The 17,028-nt window shown below is 74.6% G+C and carries 14 protein-coding genes; 4 read left to right on the top strand and 10 right to left on the bottom strand.

Annotation, left to right across the window (positions count from 1 at the left end):
• Window positions 1-4 precede the first annotated feature (4 nt).
• From murF to mraZ, 6 genes are all read right to left on the bottom strand, one after another.
• Complete coding sequence (gene murF, locus CK485_RS14950) at window positions 5-1,438, bottom strand: UDP-N-acetylmuramoyl-tripeptide--D-alanyl-D-alanine ligase (RefSeq protein ID WP_109450728.1); 1,434 nt, start codon at window positions 1,436-1,438, stop codon at window positions 5-7.
• The gene (locus CK485_RS14945; RefSeq protein ID WP_199239351.1) at window positions 1,435-3,153 is read right to left on the bottom strand and encodes a UDP-N-acetylmuramoyl-L-alanyl-D-glutamate--2,6-diaminopimelate ligase; all 1,719 of its coding nucleotides are present in this window, start codon (window positions 3,151-3,153) and stop codon (window positions 1,435-1,437) included. The genes murF and CK485_RS14945 overlap by 4 nt, the downstream gene beginning before the upstream one ends.
• Before the next feature lie 6 nt (window positions 3,154-3,159).
• Window positions 3,160-5,142 (bottom strand): penicillin-binding protein 2, encoded by a 1,983-nt coding sequence (locus CK485_RS14940; RefSeq protein ID WP_109450724.1) that lies wholly within the window; start codon window positions 5,140-5,142, stop codon window positions 3,160-3,162.
• Between the two features lie 4 nt (window positions 5,143-5,146).
• A complete protein-coding gene (locus CK485_RS14935; RefSeq protein ID WP_199239350.1) occupies window positions 5,147-5,809 on the bottom strand; it encodes a hypothetical protein in 663 nt (220 codons plus the stop codon).
• Window positions 5,806-6,780, bottom strand: coding sequence for a 16S rRNA (cytosine(1402)-N(4))-methyltransferase RsmH (rsmH, locus tag CK485_RS14930; RefSeq protein ID WP_109450722.1), 975 nt, complete (start codon window positions 6,778-6,780; stop codon window positions 5,806-5,808). The genes CK485_RS14935 and rsmH overlap by 4 nt, the downstream gene beginning before the upstream one ends.
• A gap of 330 nt (window positions 6,781-7,110) precedes the next feature.
• Window positions 7,111-7,542: a division/cell wall cluster transcriptional repressor MraZ gene (gene mraZ, locus CK485_RS14925; RefSeq protein WP_109450721.1), complete on the bottom strand. Its 432-nt coding sequence runs from the start codon at window positions 7,540-7,542 to the stop codon at window positions 7,111-7,113.
• A 327-nt stretch (window positions 7,543-7,869) separates the two neighbouring features.
• Here mraZ and CK485_RS14920 point away from each other — a divergent pair, with 327 nt between their 5' ends.
• The 4 genes from CK485_RS14920 (at window position 7,870) to CK485_RS14905 (ending at window position 13,423) form a co-directional block, all read left to right on the top strand.
• Window positions 7,870-8,424, top strand: coding sequence for a carbonic anhydrase (locus CK485_RS14920; protein WP_109453028.1), 555 nt, complete (start codon window positions 7,870-7,872; stop codon window positions 8,422-8,424).
• A 169-nt stretch (window positions 8,425-8,593) separates the two neighbouring features.
• A complete protein-coding gene (locus CK485_RS14915) occupies window positions 8,594-9,577 on the top strand; it encodes a MoxR family ATPase (RefSeq protein ID WP_109450719.1) in 984 nt (327 codons plus the stop codon).
• 11 nt (window positions 9,578-9,588) lie between these two features.
• On the top strand, window positions 9,589-10,920 hold the full coding sequence (locus CK485_RS14910; protein WP_109450717.1) for a DUF58 domain-containing protein: 1,332 nt from the start codon (window positions 9,589-9,591) through the stop codon (window positions 10,918-10,920).
• 61 nt (window positions 10,921-10,981) lie between these two features.
• Window positions 10,982-13,423 carry a DUF3488 and transglutaminase-like domain-containing protein gene (locus tag CK485_RS14905; RefSeq protein WP_109450715.1) on the top strand — a complete coding sequence of 814 codons (2,442 nt, stop codon included), beginning with the start codon at window positions 10,982-10,984 and terminating at the stop codon, window positions 13,421-13,423.
• Window positions 13,424-13,585: 162 nt separating this feature from the next.
• Here CK485_RS14905 and CK485_RS14900 read toward each other — a convergent pair whose 3' ends face one another.
• The 4 genes from CK485_RS14900 to CK485_RS14885 all read right to left on the bottom strand — a co-directional run bounded on the left by CK485_RS14900 (window position 13,586) and on the right by CK485_RS14885 (window position 16,995).
• A complete protein-coding gene (locus CK485_RS14900; RefSeq protein WP_109450713.1) occupies window positions 13,586-13,987 on the bottom strand; it encodes a DUF3040 domain-containing protein in 402 nt (133 codons plus the stop codon).
• Between the two features lie 272 nt (window positions 13,988-14,259).
• Window positions 14,260-15,015: a methyltransferase gene (locus CK485_RS14895; RefSeq protein WP_109450711.1), complete on the bottom strand. Its 756-nt coding sequence runs from the start codon at window positions 15,013-15,015 to the stop codon at window positions 14,260-14,262.
• A 323-nt stretch (window positions 15,016-15,338) separates the two neighbouring features.
• Window positions 15,339-15,824: an SAV_6107 family HEPN domain-containing protein gene (locus CK485_RS14890; protein WP_109450709.1), complete on the bottom strand. Its 486-nt coding sequence runs from the start codon at window positions 15,822-15,824 to the stop codon at window positions 15,339-15,341.
• Between the two features lie 391 nt (window positions 15,825-16,215).
• Complete coding sequence (locus CK485_RS14885) at window positions 16,216-16,995, bottom strand: class I SAM-dependent methyltransferase (protein ID WP_109450707.1); 780 nt, start codon at window positions 16,993-16,995, stop codon at window positions 16,216-16,218.
• Window positions 16,996-17,028: the final 33 nt, after the last annotated feature.

Below are 17,028 nucleotides of genomic sequence, written 5' to 3'. Positions count from 1 at the left end.
TCCGTCAGACCTCGCCCCGCGCGCCGGCGCCACCGTCCGCGTCGGCCAGTGCCTGCGCGACGCGCTCGAGCCCCACCGACCGCGATGCCTTCACCAGCACGACGTCCCCCGGGCGCAGTTGACTGCGCAACAGGTCGATCGCCGTCTCCGCGTCGGACACGTGCACCGACTCCTCACCCCACGAACCCTCGTTCTTGGCGCCCATGTCCAGCCAGGCGGCGGCCTCGCCGCCCACGGCCACGAGCTTGCTGACGTTGAGCCGGACGGCGAGCCGTCCGATCGCGTCGTGTTCGGCGAGCGAGTCCTCGCCGAGCTCGGCCATCTCGCCCAGCACCGCGAAGGTGCGGCCCCCCTCGGCCCCCGAGCCCCGGCCCATGGCGACGAGCGCGCGCAGGGCGGCCCTCATGGAGTCGGGATTCGCGTTGTAGGCGTCGTTGACGACCGTCACGCCGTCCGGCCGCTCGGTGACCTCCATGCGCCAGCGGGAGAGCGATCCGGCCTCGGAGAGCGCGGAGGCGATCTCCTCGACGGGCATGCCCAGTTCACCGGCGACGGCGGCCGCGGCCAGCGCGTTCGACACGTGGTGCTCACCGTACAGCCGCAGGGTCACCGGGGCGCACCCGGTGGGTGTGCGGAGCGTGAAGACTCCACGGCCCTTCGGGTCGAGCCGGACGTCCTGCGCGCGCACACTCGCCTCCTGCGACTCGCCGAAGAAGACGCAGCGGGCCTTCGTGCGGTTCGCCATGGCGCGCACGTAGGGGTCGTCGGCGTTGAGCACGGCGATGCCGCCCTCGGCCTCGCCGGGCAGCGCCTCGACCAGTTCGCCCTTGGCCTGGGCGATCTGCTCCCGGCCGCCGAACTCGCCGATGTGCGCGGTGCCGACGTTGAGGACGACGCCGATGCGCGGCGGGGTCAGCTCGGTCAGGTACCTGATGTGGCCGATGCCCCTGGCGCCCATCTCCAGCACGAGGTTGCGGGTGCCGGCCTCGGCGCGCAGCGCGGTCAGCGGCAGCCCGATCTCGTTGTTGAGGCTGCCCTCCGGGTAGACCGTGGGCCCCAGGCGCGTCAGCAACTGCGCGATGAGGTCCTTGGTGCTGGTCTTGCCGGAGGAGCCGGTCAGGGCGACGACGTCCACGCCGAGGCGCCGGATGACCTCCCGGGCGAGCGCGCCCAGCGCCCCCCGGACGTCGTCCACCACGATCGCGGGCACGCCGACCGGCCGGGCGGCCAGCACGGCGACCGCTCCGGCGGCGACCGCCTGCCCGGCGAAGTCGTGGCCGTCCACGCGCTCTCCGTCGAAGGCGACGAAGAGGCTGCCGGGGACGACCAGGCGCGAGTCGGTCAGCACCGGCCCGCTGACGGGGAGCGACGGGTCGGGTATGTCGTGCGTGCTCCCGCCGACCGCCTGCGCGACCTCGGCGAGGGTGAGTGCGATCACTGCTGGTCGGTGTCCTTCGTTCGGGCGGGGGGACGGACGGCGACGCGGGGTTCCGCGCGTTCGATGGCGGCGCGCAGCACCTCGCGGTCGTCGAAGGGGCGCACGACCCCGGCGACGTCCTGGCCCTGCTCGTGGCCCTTGCCCGCCACCAGCACGGTGTCGCCGGGTTGTGCGACGGAGACGGCGGCGGCGATGGCGGCGGCCCGGTCGGGCTCCACCGTGACGCGCCCGCGTTCGTGGGCGGGCACCTCGGCGGCTCCGGCCAGCATGGTGGCCAGGATCGCCAGCGGGTCCTCCGAGCGCGGGTTGTCGGAGGTCAGTACCGCGGTGTCGGCGAGGCGGGCGCAGGCGGCGCCCATCGGGCCGCGCTTTTGCTGGTCGCGGTCGCCGCCGCAGCCGAGCACGATGTGGATGCGGCCCTCGGTGACCTTGCGCAGCGCCCGCAGCACGGACTCGACCGCGTCGGTCTTGTGCGCGTAGTCGACGACGGCGAGGTAGTCCTGCCCGGCGTCGACGCGCTCCAGGCGGCCCGGGACGCCGGGCACGGCGGCGACGCCGTCGGCGGCGGTACGCGGGTCGATCCCGGCGGCGACCAGAGCGGTGATCGCGGCGAGGGAGTTGGCCACGTTGAACGGGCCGGGCAGCGGGGACCTGGCGGGCACCCGTTCGCCGCTGGGGCCGACGACGGTGAAGGTGCTGCCCAGCGGGCCGACCTCGACGTCCTCGGCGCGCCAGTCGGCGTCCGGGTGGCCCTCGGCGGAGAAGCTGACGACGGGGACCGACGCCTCCTTCAGCAGCCGCTGGCCCCACACGTCGTCGATGTTGACCACTCCGAGGCGGCTGCGGCGCGGGGTGAACAGCTGCGCCTTCGCCTGGTAGTAGTCCTCCATGTCCCGGTGGAACTCCATGTGCTCCGGGCTGAGGTTGAGGAAGACGCCCACGTCGAAGACGGCGCCGTCGACCCGGCCGAGCACCAGGGCGTGGCTGGAGACCTCCATCGCGACCGCCCGCACCTCGCGCTCGCGCATCACCGCGAACAGCGCCTGGAGGTCGGTGGCCTCGGGCGTGGTGCGCTCGCTCTTGAGGCGTTCGTCGCCGATGCGGGACTCGACGGTCCCGATCAGCCCGGTCGCCGGGCCGTACGCGGCGCGCAGGCCGCCTTCGACGAGGTACGCGGTGGTGGTCTTGCCGGAGGTGCCGGTGATGCCGATCTGGAGGAGGTCGGCACCGGGCTCGTCGTAGACGGCGGCGGCCAGCGCGCCCATCCGGGAGCGCGGGTCGTCCACCACCAGGACCGGCAGTCCGGCCGCGGCGGCACGGTCGCGGCCGGCCGGGTCGGTGAGCACGGCGACGGCGCCGCGTTCGGCCGCCTGGGAGGCGAAGTCGGCGCCGTGGAAGCGGGCGCCGGGCAGCGCCGCGTAGACGTCACCGGGGCGTACCGCGCGGGAGTCGTGGGTGATGCCGGTGACCGGCGCGCCGTCCGCGGGGGGCTTCAGGCCGAGCCGTTCGGCCAGTTCCGCGAGCGGTTTGGGGCGGACCCCGGCGGGCCGGGGCGGACCCGGCACCTTCTCGGGCTCTCGCTGCGAACGGGGGGACTGATCAGCTTGTGGCACGGCGGTGAGGTTACCGGGCATGGAGGGGTCCGGGCGAAAAGGGGCCGGGCCCGCGGACTCGCCGCCGGTTCCCGGTCCGGGTGGATTTGTGATGGTTGTCACGGCGGCTCACTGCTTTCCCGGCTGGAACTCGACGGGGATCCTCGGCGCCGGCTTGCCGGACGGCGGCACCTGGAGCGTTTTCAGTGCGAACTCCATGACCTGCTTGAAGACCGGGCCGCAGATGCTGCCGCCGAAGTAGCTGCCGACGGTGGGGTTCTGGATGACGCAGGAGACGGTGACGCGGGGGTCGTCGGCGGGCGCGAAGCCCATGAAGGACGAGGTGTAACCGTGGTAGCGGCCGGTGGCCGGATCCACCCGGTTGGCCGTGCCGGTCTTGCCCGCCACCTGGTAGCCGGGGATCTGCGCCATGGTGCCGGTGCCGTTCTCGCTGCCGACGACGGTCTCCAGCATCTCGGTCACCTGTTTGGCGGTGCTGGTGCTCACCACCCGGGTGCGCTTGGGCGCGGGCGCGGGCGTGTACTGGCCGTCCGGTCCCGTGGTGCCCTCGACCAGGGTCGGCTGCACCCGTACGCCGCCGTTGGCGATGGTGGAGTAGATGGAGGTGGCCTGCAGCGCGTTGACGGACAGGCCCTGGCCGAACGGGATCGTGTACTGCTGCGAGGTGCTCCACTTGCCCGGCGGCGCCAGGATGCCGGGCGTCTCGCCGGGGAAGTCCAGCCCGGTCGGCTCGCCGATGCCGAACTTGCGCAGGTAGGAGTAGAGGATCTGGTCGGACTGCTGCTGGGTCCTGCCCAGCTGGCCGGTCGCCTCGATGGTGCCGATGTTGCTGGACTGCGCGAGGACGCCGCTGAGGGTGAGGTACTCGGTGGGGTGCGGTTCGTCGTCGTGGAAGACCCGGTCGCCGCGTTGCAGGGTGCCGGGGACCACCACGTGGGTGAGCGGGGTCGCCACGCCCTCGTTGATGATCGCGGACATGGACATCAGCTTGCTGACGCTGCCCGGTTCGTACGCGTCCTGCAGGGCGGGGTTGCCCAGCGAGGCGGGGCTGGCGTCGCCGAGGTCGTTGGGGTTGAAGCCGGGCGCGTCGGCCATCGCGAGGATCTGGCCGCTGCGGGAGTCCTGGACGACCACGTAGCCGCGGTCCGCCTTGGACTTCTTCACCTGGGCGGCGATGGCGCTCTGGGCGGCCCACTGGATGTTCCGGTCGAGGGTGAGCCTTATGTCGGTGCCGGGCACCGGGGCCTGCTCCTGGATGCCGGCGGTGGGGATGACCTGGCCGCCGGAGGTGGCGACCGTCATCTTGCCGGGTCTACCGGCGAGTTCGCTGTTGTACTGGGCTTCCAGGCCGCCCGCGCCCTGCTGCTGCCCGTTGACGAAGCCGAGGACACCGGCGGCGAGGTCGCCGTTGGGGTAGACGCGCTTGCTGGTGGGCTCCGACAGCACGCCCGCCAGCAGTCCCGGGTCGCCCTGCTTCGCGGCCTGAGCGGCGAGCTTCGCCTGGAGGGCCTTGACCTGGTTCCACACCTGCGGGGTGACGCCGCGGGCGAGCACCACGTAACGCGACCTGGGGGTGGCCAGCAGGCCGGCGATGGTCTGCTCGTCGCCGCCGATGACCGGGGCGAGCGCGACGGCGGCCTTCTGCGGCGCGTCGGAGATCTTCGCCTGGTCGGGGGTGAACAGGTAGGGGTCGGCGGTGATGTCGTACGCGTCGACGCTGGCCGCCAGCTCCGCACCGTCGCGGTCGGTGATGTCGCCGCGGGTGGCCGCGAGCTGCACCGGCTGGTAGCGGTTGATGTCGGCCTTGGCGTCGTAGCCCGCGGAGTCCACCACCTGGACCTGGAAGAGCCGCACGCCGAAGGTCACGAGCACCAGTGCCAGCAGCACGCTGACCAGCCGCAGCCGGGGCTTGGGCCGTCCGAGCCGCAGCCGGGCCGGGCCTGCGGGCCTGCGCGGCGGGCCGGGCGGGCGGCGCGGCGGTCCCGCGGGCCTGCGCGGACGCCCCACCGACGCCTGCCGGGGCGCCGGACGGGCGGGACGGGCCGGGCGGGGCAGGTGCCCGCCGGGCCGGGGGCGTTTCTGCTGGGTCACGCGATCACCTTGCCGGAGCCGGGGAGTCGGTGCCGCCCGTGCCACCGGTGCCGCCCGTGCTGTCCGGGCCACCCGTGCCGTTCGGGCCGGCGCCGGTCACGGACGCCGGGGACGCCGTGGGCCCGGAGGCGCCGGAGGCCGATGACGGGGCGGGCGGGGCGGGGGGCAGGGCGGGCGCCGGGGCCGAGGCCGCCGCCCGCGACGACGGGCCGATGGACTGCGCGGGCGCGGGCGACCCCGACGGGGCCTGGGAGGGGGACGGCGGCGCGGCGGGCGCGGTGGCGGGCGGCGGGACCGGCGGGGCGCCGGCCTCGCCGGGCACGCCGCGCACCGCGCCGCCGGGCATCAGGAAGGCCGGGTTGCCGCCGGGCACCATGCCGAGCCTGCGGGCCTGGGCGGCCAGCGAACCGGGCGCCGACTCCTGGTCGACCTGCTGCTGGAGCGCCTGCTCCTCGTCGGTGAGCTGCTTGGTCTGCTTCTTGTAGTTCGACAGCTGGAAAGCGCCCTGGTTGACGGAGGCGTTGAGCAGCAGCAGCGAGATCAGGCCGGTGGCCAGCAGGGCGACGACCAGCAGCACGAACGGGGTGCGGGCCGCGCGGGCGCCGCGTCCGCCGCCCAGGACCCGGGCACGCGCCGGGCGGGGCGGGCGCGGCGGCGCGCCGCTCACCGGCGGCCCCCGTCGTCCGCGACGTCCTCCCGGACGCGTTCCGCACCGCGCAGCCGGGCCGGGGCGGCCCTGCGGTTGTCGGCGATCTCTTCTTCCGTGGGCAGCTCGGCGCCGCGCGTCAGCAGCTTCAGCCGGGGCTGGTAGCGCTCCGGGACGACCGGCAGGCCGGGCGGCGCGGTGTGGCTCGCGCCCGCCGTGAAGACCTGCTTGACCAGGCGGTCCTCCAGCGAGTGGTACGACAGCACGGCGATCCTGCCGCCCACCGCGAGCGCCGAGACGGCCGCCGGGATCGCCCGCTCCAGCACCGCGAGTTCGCCGTTGACCTCGATGCGCAGGGCCTGGAAGGTGCGCTTGGCGGGGTTGCCCCCGGTGCGCTTGGCGGCCTGCGGCAGCGCGTCGCGGATCAGCTCGACCAGCCGGGCGCTGTTGGTGAACGGTTCCTTCTCCCGTTCCCTGACGACCGCCTCGACGATCTTGCGGGCGAACTTCTCCTCGCCGTAGGCGCGCAGCACCCGGACCAGCTCGCCTGGCGGGTAGGTGTTGAGGACCTCCGCCGCGCTGATGCCGGTGTTCTGGTCCATGCGCATGTCCAGCGGCGCGTCCTGCGCGTAGGCGAAGCCGCGCTCGGCCTCGTCCAGTTGCATGGAGGAGACGCCCAGGTCGAACAGGACACCCTGGACCCGGGGCACACCCAGCCGGTCGAGGACCTCGGGCAGTTCGTCGTAGACCGCGTGCACCAGGGTGGCCCGCTCGCCGAACGGGGCGAGCCGCTCGCCGGCGAGCTTGAGGGCGGCCGGGTCGCGGTCGAGGGCGACCAGGCGGGCGGCCGGGAAGGTGGACAGCAGTGCCTCGCTGTGGCCGCCGAGGCCGAGCGTGGCGTCCACGACGACCGCGCCGGGCTCGGCGAGCGCCGGGGCGAGCAGGTCGAGGCACCGCTGGAGCATGACCGGGACATGACGTGGTTCGGTCATCGTCGGCACCCCCTCGCGGCGGCGCCGCGGCGCGGCCGGCGTGCGGCGGCGCCGGAACGCGGCCCGAGCCCTCGGGACGGGGACGACGCGTGGCAGGTGGTGCTCATCTGGCCCTCTGATCGAACTGTGCCCTTCACGGTCCCCTTTGTACGGGGTGGAGGGCCTGGACGTACCGCCGGGTCCCCGCCCGCTCGTAGGGAAGGAGCCGGCTGGCACCGGGGAAGTAGCACCAGCGAGCCGGGAGCGGGAGGAGGCCTGGCGTCACGTACAAGGGAGCGCGGGCGGTCGGCGCCGCGGCGGTCTCGATGCGGTGGCGTGCCGGGGACGCCGTCACACTATGCCGGGGAGCACCTCCTGCGACAGGGCCGAGAAGCTCTCCTCCTGGCCGGCCAGGTAGTGGTCCCAGGCGGCCGCGTCCCAGACCTCGAGCCGGTTGTTGGCGCCGACGACCGTGCAGTCCCTGGTCAGCCCCGCGTAGTCGCGCAGCGGCTGGGGGATGGTGATGCGGCCCTGCTTGTCCGGCACCTCGTCGGTGGCCCCGGCGAACAGCACCCGCATGTAGTCCCGGGCGGCCTTGGAGGTCACCGGCGCCTGCCGCAGCCGCTCGGTCACCGAGCGGAACTCGGCCAGCGGCCACACGCACAGGCAGCGCTCCTGCCCCTTGGTGACGACCAGGCCGTCGGCGAGCTGGTCGCGGAACCGGGCCGGCAGGACGAGCCTGCTCTTGTCGTCCAGGCGCGGCGCGTACGTCCCGAGGAACATCCGCACCTCCCGCACGCTCGCAGCCGTCAGCCTCCCACTTCGCGCCACTTTACTCCACAGCCCACCACGGTCAATCGCGGACGAGACCCGTACGGGTCTCCTTCACCGGGGCGAAACCGCAGGCAGGAGAGGCGACGGGGGATTATCCGGCCGAGTACGGGCGTGACGGGGGCCGGTCCGCGCGCCGCGGCCCGTGGTTCACCCGGACGCCTCAGCACGGCTCACGCCTGTGGGCTAGCTCACGGCTCGCTCGATTGACGCCTGGGTTTCCGTTTTCGTCCCCCACCAGGACGAGACGCCGTGCCGCGCGCCGTCTACGGTCGTGTCATGTCGATATCAGCCTCCGCGTCCTCCGCGTCACCCGCCGCTTCGTCCGCGTCCGCCGAAGGGTCGGTGATCGACAGCCTCGTCGAGGCCAACCGCCGCTACGCCGAGGGCTTCACCGACCCGGGCATGGGTGCCCGCCCGGTGCGCGAGGTGGCCGTGGTCGCCTGCATGGACGCCCGGATCGACCTGCACGCGGCGCTCGGCCTGCGGCTGGGCGACTGCCACACCATCCGCAACGCGGGCGGTGTGGTCACCGACGACACCATCCGTTCGCTGGCGATCAGTCAGCGCGCCCTGGGCACCCGTTCGGTCGTGCTGATCCACCACACCAACTGCGGTCTTGAGTCGCTGACCGAGGGCTTCCGCACCGACCTGGAGCACGAGGTCGGCCAGCGCCCCACCTGGGCGGTGGAGTCGTTCACCGACGTGGACCAGGACGTGCGCCAGTCCATGGCACGGGTGCGCACCTCCCCGTTCCTCACGCTCACCGAGGAGGTGCGCGGCTTCGTCTTCGACGTCCACACCGGTCTGCTGCGGGAAATCACGGCCGAGTAACGGACCTTCCGGTGACGCGGCGGGCCGCGAAAGGGAAGAATGCGGGACGTGGCACCGGCTTCCCCGGTGCACGCCATCGGGGAGGACCGGCCGCCGCCGCGGTCGCCGCCTCACGGACTACAGCCCCCGGCGCCGTCGGCCGGGGGCTCGCGGGGCCTAGGAGGGCCGGGTGACGACCTATGAATCACGAGCTGGGCTCAGCGATCTGACCACCACCGCCGCGCGGGTGCGCGGTTCGGTGGAGAACGTGATCGAGGGCAAGCCCGAGGTCGTACGGCTCGCGCTGACCGTGCTGCTCGCCGAGGGGCACCTGCTGATCGAGGACGTGCCGGGGGTGGGCAAGACGATGCTCGCCAAGGCACTGGCGAAGTCCATCGACTGCTCGGTGCGCCGCATCCAGTTCACCCCCGACCTGCTGCCCTCCGACATCACCGGGGTGAGCGTCTTCGACCAGCAGCGGCGGGACTTCGAGTTCAAGCCGGGCGCGATCTTCGCCCAGATCGTGGTCGGCGACGAGATCAACCGGGCGTCCCCGAAGACCCAGTCGGCGCTGCTGGAGTCGATGGAGGAGCGGCAGGTCACCATCGACGGCAACACCTACGAACTGCCCAGGCCCTTCATGGTCATCGCCACCCAGAACCCGGTGGAGATGGAGGGCACCTACCCGCTGCCCGAGGCACAGCGCGACCGCTTCATGGCCCGGGTCTCCATCGGCTACCCCAGCCAGGAGGCCGAGCTGCGGATGCTGGACGTGCACGGCGGTCCCGATCCGCTGGACGACCTGGAGCCGGTGGCGCACGCGCACGACATCGAGAAGCTGGTCGAGGCGGTGCGCACGGTGCACGTCGCGGCGCCCGTGCGGCGGTACGCGGTCGAGCTCGTCGACGCCACTCGCCGCCACCCCGACCTGCGGCTCGGCGCCTCACCGCGCGCCACGCTGCACCTGGTGCGGGCCGCGCGGGCGGCGGCGGCGCTGGACGGGCGGGACTTCGTGCTCCCGGACGACGTGCAGACGCTGGCGCCCGCCGTGCTGGCGCACCGTCTGCTGCCCACCGCGCAGGCGCAGTTGAACCGCCGCACCCCGGAGCAGATGGTCGCCGAGATCGTGCAGCGTACGCCGGTGCCCGATCCGCACGGCCCGAGGAACCCGTGAGCGCAGCTCCGATGAGCGGCGTGCGCCGGAGCGACCCGTACGACGACGAGGGCCCGGGGCCGGTCCGCGCGGGCGGGGTCTGGCGGGCCCTGGGCGGGCTGACCACGCGGGGGCGGTCGTTCCTGGCCGCCGGCATCGCCGCCGGGGCCTGCGCCTACGTGCTCGGGCAGCCGGACCTGCTGCGGGTCGGACTGCTGCTCGCGGTGCTGCCGCTCGCCTGCGTCCTGGTCGTCCACCGCACCCGCTACCGGGTGGCGTCCACCCGCAGGCTGACCCCGTCGCGGGTGCCCGCGATGTCGCAGGCCCGGGTGCACCTGCGGGTGGAGAACGTCTCGCGGTTGCCGACCGGGCTGCTGATGCTCCAGGACCGGGTGCCGTACGTGCTGGGGCCGAGGCCCCGGTTCGTGCTGGACCGGGTGGAGCCGGGCGGCCACCGCGAGGTGTCCTACCGGGTACGCTCCGACCTGCGCGGGCACTATCCGCTGGGTCCGTTGCAGCTGCGGCTGACCGATCCGTTCGGGATGTGCGAGCTGACGCGCTCCTTCGAGGCGTCCGACACGCTCACCGTGGTGCCCCGGGTCGACCCGCTGCCGATGGTGCGGCTCGTCGGGGAGAGCGCGGGCTACGGCGACAGCCGCACCCGGGCGCTCGCGCTGGCCGGTGAGGACGACGTGATCCCGCGCGGCTACCGCCACGGCGACGACCTGCGCCGGGTGCACTGGCGCTCGACCGCCCGCTACGGGGAGCTGATGGTGCGCCGGGAGGAGCAGCCGCACCGGGCGCGCTGCACGGTACTGCTGGACACCCGGCAGGCCGCCTACCACGGCGCCGGCCCCGACTCCGCGTTCGAATGGGCGGTCTCGGGCGCGGCGTCCGTCGCCTCGCACATGCTGGAGCGCGGTTACGCCTGCCGGCTGCTGACCGACACCGGCAGCTGCGTGCCGGGGCCGGACGGACCTGGTGGCTCGGGCGGCTTCGGCGACGACTCCTCGGAGGCGGCCGGGCTGCTGCTGGAGGCGCTCGCCGTGGTGGACCACTCCGGCAACGAGGGCCTTTCGGCCGCGTACGACGTGCTGCGCGGCGGGCAGGAGGGGCTGACGGTGGCGTTCCTGGGCGAACTGGACGACGAACAGGCCCGGCTGGCCGCGCGCATGCGGCAGCGCACCGGCGGCGCGGTCGCGTTCGTCCTGGACGGGCGGGACGAGGGCGCGGGCGCGCAGGAGCCGCTGCGGACCCTGCGCGAGGCGGGGTGGACCGCGATCCATGTGCTGCCCGGTGACCACCTCGCGGACCTGTGGCGGCAGGCGGACCGCTACCACCAGCGCGAGGGGGCGGGACGGTGAGGACGCTGACCGGGGCCGGGGCTGAGGCAGGGGCCGCGAGCACACGGCGCGGGGGCGTGCGGTGAGCGGGCGGGGAAGGCTGACGGTGTGCGCCGCGCTGGCGTCGCTGCTGACGGCGCTGTCGCTGCTGCCGCTGGCGTCGCCGAGCGGCTGGTACGTGCAGGCGCTGCTGGTGGTGGTCGTGCAGGCGGCGGTGGGCGCGGCGGCCCGGCGGGTGCCGCTGGCCCGCCCGTTGACGGTCGCGGCGCAGGCCCTGGTGACGCTGCTGCTGTTCACCTTCGCGTTCGCGCGCGGGCAGGCGCTGCTGGGCGTCGTGCCGGGGCCGCAGGCGGTGGCACGGCTGGGGCAACTGGTCTCCGACGGCGCGCAGGACGTCAGCCAGTACGCGATCCCGGCGCCGGTGACGCCCGGTATCCGGCTGATGCTGGTCGGCGGGGTGGTGCTGGTCGCGCTGATCGTGGACGCGCTCGCGGTGACCTACCGCAGCGCCGCCCCGGCCGGACTTCCGCTGCTGGCCCTGTACTCGGTGGCGTCGGGTCTCGCGCAGGGCGGGGCGCGGTGGCTGTGGTTCCTGCTGGCGGCGGCCGGGTACCTGGCGCTGCTGCTGGCGGAGGGGCGGGACCGGCTGTCGCGCTGGGGGCGGGTGTTCGGTGGGCCACGCCGTGCTTCGGGCGCTCCCGCCGCCGACGCCTGGGAGCCCGCGCTCGCCCCGGCCCGCACCGGCCGTCGGATCGGCGCGATGGCGCTGGGCATCGCGCTGATCGCCCCGGTGGTACTGCCCGCGATGGGCGGCGGGCTGCTGGGGCCGGGCGGTGCGGGCGCGCTGGGCCACGGCGACACCATCTCGGCGGTCAACCCGCTGGTGTCGTTGCAGGACAGCCTCAACCAGCCCAGCGACGCGGAGGTGCTGCGCTACCGCACCACCGCCCCCGACGCGGGCGACATGTACCTGCGCATCCTGACCCTCGACCAGTTCGACGGCACGACGTGGAAGGCGTCGGAGCGGCGGGTCACCGACGTGCCCGACACCCTGCCGACACCGCAGGGCCTCAGCTCCGCGGTGCACACCACACCGGTGTCCACCTCGATCGCCGCGGCCCCCGGCTACGCGCAGAACTACCTGCCGCTCCCCTACCCGGCGACCAGGGTGCGGGTCAACGGCGAGTGGCGCTACGAACCGGAGGGCCGCACCCTCGTCGGCGACCAGGGACAGACCACGTCGGGGGTGCAGTACCAGGTGGCGAGTCTGGAGGTGGACCCGACCGCGCAGCAGCTCGCGGACGCGCCGCCGCCCCCGGCGTCACTCGAACGGGAGTACACCCAGGTGCCGTCCGACCTGCCGGCCGTGGTGAAGCAGACCGCGCGGCAGGTCACCCGGGGCGCCACCAACGCCTACGAGCGGGCCGTCAAGCTCCAGGACTGGTTCACCGTCACCGGCGGCTTCATCTACGACACCCGCGTCGCCGAGGGCAGCGGGCCCGACGCCATAGCGCGCTTCCTGCGGGACAAGAAGGGCTTCTGCGTGCACTTCGCCTTCGCCATGGCGGCGATGGCCCGCACCCTGGGCATCCCGGCCCGCGTCGACGTCGGCTTCGTACCGGGGACGCTCCAGTCGGACAACACCTGGTCGGTCGGCCTGAAGGACGCCCACGCCTGGCCCGAGCTGTACTTCCAGGGGGTCGGCTGGACCCGCTTCGAACCCACCCCGAGCCGCGGCTCCGCGCCCGACTACACCCGGGGGCCCACGCCTTCGGGCTCCGGCGGCGACGTGCCCGCCCCGCACCTGGGCGACACCTCCGCGCCGACCGTGACCGCCTCCGCCCCGGCGGGCTGCGGCCACGCCCAGCGGCGACTGGGCGGCTGCGACAGCGGTTCCCAGCTGCCGCTGGGGCCCCCGTCGGGCGGCGACGGGCCGGGCGCCGGCACGCTCGCCGTACTGGTCCTGGCGGGTCTGGCCCTGCTGCTCGGGCTGCTGCCGATGACGTGGCGGACACGGGTGCGCGGGCAGCGGCTGGGCGGGACGAGAGCGGCGGGCACCGCCACCCTCGGGGCCGAGGGACCGCGCGACGACACCGCGGCGCCGCGCACGCTGGCGGCCTGGCGCGAGCTGGTGGACACCGCCTGGGACTACGGCGTGCCGCCCGACGACTCCGAGACCCCGCGCCGCGCCGCCGCCCGTCTGATCGCGTCCGCGCGGCTGACCGGGACGGGGGCCGCCGGGGCCGTCGAGCGGGTGGCCGGCGCGGTCGAACAGGTGCTGTACGCGCCCCGCCCCCTGCCCGCCTCCGGCCTCGCCGACGACGTGCGCCTGGTGCGGCGCGCGCTGTACGACGCCGCCGACCGACGCGCCAGGCTGCGGGCCCGCTTCGCTCCGCGCTCGGCGGTGCGGCTGCTGTGGCGCATGACGGAGCGCTGGAACGCGGTGACGGCCCGGTGGCGTGCGGCCTTGCCGCGGGCGGTGGACGCGCTGCGCCGCGGGAAGACGGGCGACCGGACGGCCTGAGGGCGGCGGACCGCCCCGGCTCCGGGTGGCGCGCACGAGTGAGGGGGCGGTTCCCGATGGGAACCGCCCCCTCACCTGGTACGAGGACGAGGTCGCGAAGGAGATCCGTACGTCCGCGCGGTCACGCGGCGGAGGCCGCCCGCACGGTGACGCCGGGCGCGCTCAGTGGCCCTGCTCGTCGCGGCGGCGCTGCCAGCGCTCCTCGATGCGGTCCATGACCCGGCCCTTGCGGCGCGGGTGCCGCCCGAACTGCCCCGGGTTCGTCCCGGGCCCCGGCCGCGGGTCCAGCGGGCGCACGGCCCGCCGCCGCGTTGCGATCGCGAGCGCGGCGCATCCGAGCATCACCAGGAAGCCCACGACGCTGATCCAGATCTGCTGTGCCACCATCCCGGCCATCAGCAGGGCGACGCCCACCAGAAAGCCGGCCACCGCCTGGTAGACGCGCCGCCGGGTGAACGTGCGCAGCCCGCTTCCCTCAAGCGCCGACGCGAACTTGGGATCTTCGGCGTACAGCGCTCGCTCCATCTGCTCGAGCATGCGCTGCTCGTGCTCCGAGAGCGGCACGGAGTCCTCCTACTCGTCGGTCGCAGGGGGCGCGACCGGTACGACCCTTTCAGGATAGGCAGGGATTCGCCCCCGTGAAACCCGCCCCTCTACGCCAATCAGCCGCAGATCCGCGTGTCGCGTACCTGCGGAGTCGCGTGCGACGGACGAGGGAACTTCTTCCCCGACCGTCGTTTCATCATGCTGCGAATGCTTTACCCAGATCATACGGTCCGGGGCGGCCCGGCGGGGGGCGCTGAGCCACTCCGTCCGGCGCGGGCCGGGAGAGCTGCTCAGCCCCGGCGAGCGAGGACGTGCAGCTGGGTGGCGATCGCGTGGAACGCGGGGAGCCCGGCCGCGGCCAGCTCCAGCTTCAGCAGCGCCTCCAGCGCGCCGGGCTCGGTGTCCACCAGCGCGCCCGGCACGAGGTCGGCGAAGACCCGCACGCCGTGCACCGAGGCCACCTCGAGTCCGGCGGCGGAGACCAGCTCGGTCAGGCCCTCGGCGGTGAACCGGCGCGGCAGCGGGTCGCTCTCGCCCCAGCGCCCCTCGGTGTCGGACAGCCCGCGCCGCGCCTCCCCGAAGTGCCCGGCGATGGCGCGGGCGAGCACGGCGCCGTTGCGCCCGGCGGCGAGCAGGCTGAGGGTGCCGGCCGCCCGCAGGGCGCCGACCACGTTGCGCACGCCCTCGGCGGGGTCGTCCACGTACTCCAGGACCCCGTGGCAGAGCACCACGTCGTACGAGCCGGTCGGCACCACGTCCAGCAGCCCGTGCGCGTCGCCCTGCACCCCGCGGACGCGGTCGGTCACCCCGGCCTCGGCGGCCCGCCGCTCCAGGGCGAACAACGCGTCGGGGCTGGGGTCGACGACCGTCACCCGGTGGCCGAGGCGGGCCACCGGCACGGCGAAGTTGCCGGTGCCGCCGCCGGTGTCCAGGACGTCCAGCGTGCCATCGGGCGCGGCCTTGGCCTGCCGGTCCAGGGCGTCCTTGAGCACCTCCCAGACCACGGCGGTACGCAGGGACGCTCGGGGGCGCAGCGGGTCTGACACGGCGGAACGGCTCCTCGCGAGGGGGCTGGGGTCGACCGGTGGTCGAGTGCGTCCACCTTATTGCCTCCGGATTGCCTCCGGCCTCCCCCGACGGCGCGCCGCCCGCCCCCGCGTCACGACCGTCACCAGCGGCGGCAACGCGGTCGCCACCGGCGGCAGTCACGCGTCCGCCGCCGGGCCGGCTCGCGCGGCGGTCCGGCCAGGGCCCCGCGGCCGACGTCGCCCCCGGCCCCGCCCGCCTCCCTCGGGCGTCTTCTGTGTCTTCGGGGTCCTGGGGGTCCGGGAGTCCTCGCGGTCTCCGGCGTCTTCGGTGCGTGGCCGCGCTAGGCCAACGGTGCCTGCAGGCCCAGGAGCCGCTCGACGATGCGGACGAACATGCCGGTCACGCGTATCAGGTCGTCCGCCTCGCGGGCGTCGACCGCCCCGGGTATGCCCGCCTCGGCCCTGGCCCTGCGCTCGGCGCCGGAGGCGAACAGCGCGCTCCACTCGGCCAGTTCGGGAGCGACCTCGGGCAGCACCTCCCACGCGCTCCGTATCCGCTGCCGCCTGCGCGGGGCGGGATCCGGGCGTCCCTTGACGGCGAGCACGGCGGCGGCGGTGCGCAGCGCGGCCAGATGCGCGATGGCGTAGCGCTCGTTGGGCGTGGTCAGCGTCAGCGCCTCGTCGAGGCCGGCGCGAGCCTGGGCCAGCAGGTCGAGCGCGGCGGGCGGGGCCGCCATCCTGCGCAGGACGGGGTGGACATCGCTCGGCGGGCCGGACGCCGGGGGCGTCGCGGCGTGACGGTGGCGCGCTGCTGCGGTGGCGGCCATGACGACCTCCTGTCTGCGGCACCCGTCGCCGGGCCCCGCTGCTGGTCTTCCGCTTCCAACGACGGTTAGCTTGCTCACCGTCATAGTGGGGCACACCACTGACAATCGACCCTGACCTGCGCAAAGCCCTGAAACGGGCGGGCATTTCGGCGCGCGAGGGGACGTCCGGCTGCCGCCTCGCGGAGGTCGGCGCCTCGCGGAGGTCGGCGCCTCGCCGGGAGTGCGCGTACCGGGCCCGCACGTCAGGCCCCGCCGCTCGGTGTGAAGCCACACCGGCGAAGCCGCTCGGCGCGAAGCCCGCTCTGCACGGGGCCCCGCTCGGCCCGGGGCCCCGCCAACGTGGACCTCGCCGACGTGGACCTCCCCGACGTGGCCCCCGGCCTGCACACCCTCACGCCGAGCGGCGTGCCGTGATCAGCTCGTGCAGGTACCGCTTGGTGACCCGGCCGCCGAACTCCCTCTCGATCAGCCCGCCCACGCACTCCAGCAGCCCGCGCCGCGCGCCGGACGGCAGGGCGCGGTGGTTGGAGTAGGTCAGCAGCAGGTCGAGGTACTCGCGGGTGGAGTACGCGATCTCCTGCGCGTACGCGGTCACTTCGACGTCGCGGAACCGCCCGGAGCGCTCCAGCTCGCCGGTGTCCGTGGCCGCCTCGCGTTCGTCCGTCAGCCGCAGCCCTGCCGGCGTGCCCGGCATCCAGCGCTCGTAGCAGCGCTGGACGCGCTCGAAGAACGGCTCCGTGCCGCCCGCCACGTGGTGCGTGGTGACCAGGGCCAGTGTGCCGCCGGGAGCGAGCGCGTCGGCGGCCTTGACGAGCCGCACGGCGGGGTTGATCCAGTGGAAGGCGGTCGCGCTGACCACGGCGTCGAACGGCTCGGACGGCAGCGGCCAGTTCTCGAACGCGGCCACCTCGACACGAGCCCCGGGGTGGGGGGCCAGGTTGCGGCGGGCGACGCGGGCGAGGGCGGCGCCGAGTTCGACGGCGACGAGCGTGCCGCCGAGCCGGGCCAGCGGGACGCTCAACTGCCCGGTGCCGGGGCCCACTTCGAGGACACGGCTGGAGGGCCCCAGGCGGGCGCGGCGGACGAGCGCGGTGACCAGGGCGGACGGATAGCGGGGCCTGAGCCTGTCGTAATCCTCGGCCACCTCGTCGAACGTCTCCCGCGACGTCACGGCCTCCCTCCTCCCGCGGCTTCGCGCCCGGTC

The sequence above is a fragment of the Streptomyces sp. ICBB 8177 genome, from assembly GCF_003144095.1.
Lineage (GTDB): Bacteria > Actinomycetota > Actinomycetes > Streptomycetales > Streptomycetaceae > Streptantibioticus_D.
This window is presented reverse-complemented; position numbering and strand designations above follow the sequence as displayed.

Bases quoted from the DNA above. Each gene is read 5' to 3' on its own strand.
- rsmH (WP_109450722.1), bottom strand. From the start codon at position 6,780: ATGACCGAACCACGTCATGTCCCGGTCATGCTCCAGCGGTGCCTCGAC.
- mraZ (WP_109450721.1), bottom strand. From the start codon at position 7,542: ATGTTCCTCGGGACGTACGCGCCGCGCCTGGACGACAAGAGCAGGCTC.
- CK485_RS14920 (WP_109453028.1), top strand. From the start codon at position 7,870: ATGTCGATATCAGCCTCCGCGTCCTCCGCGTCACCCGCCGCTTCGTCC.
- CK485_RS14910 (WP_109450717.1), top strand. From the start codon at position 9,589: ATGAGCGGCGTGCGCCGGAGCGACCCGTACGACGACGAGGGCCCGGGG.
- CK485_RS14890 (WP_109450709.1), bottom strand. From the start codon at position 15,824: ATGGCCGCCACCGCAGCAGCGCGCCACCGTCACGCCGCGACGCCCCCG.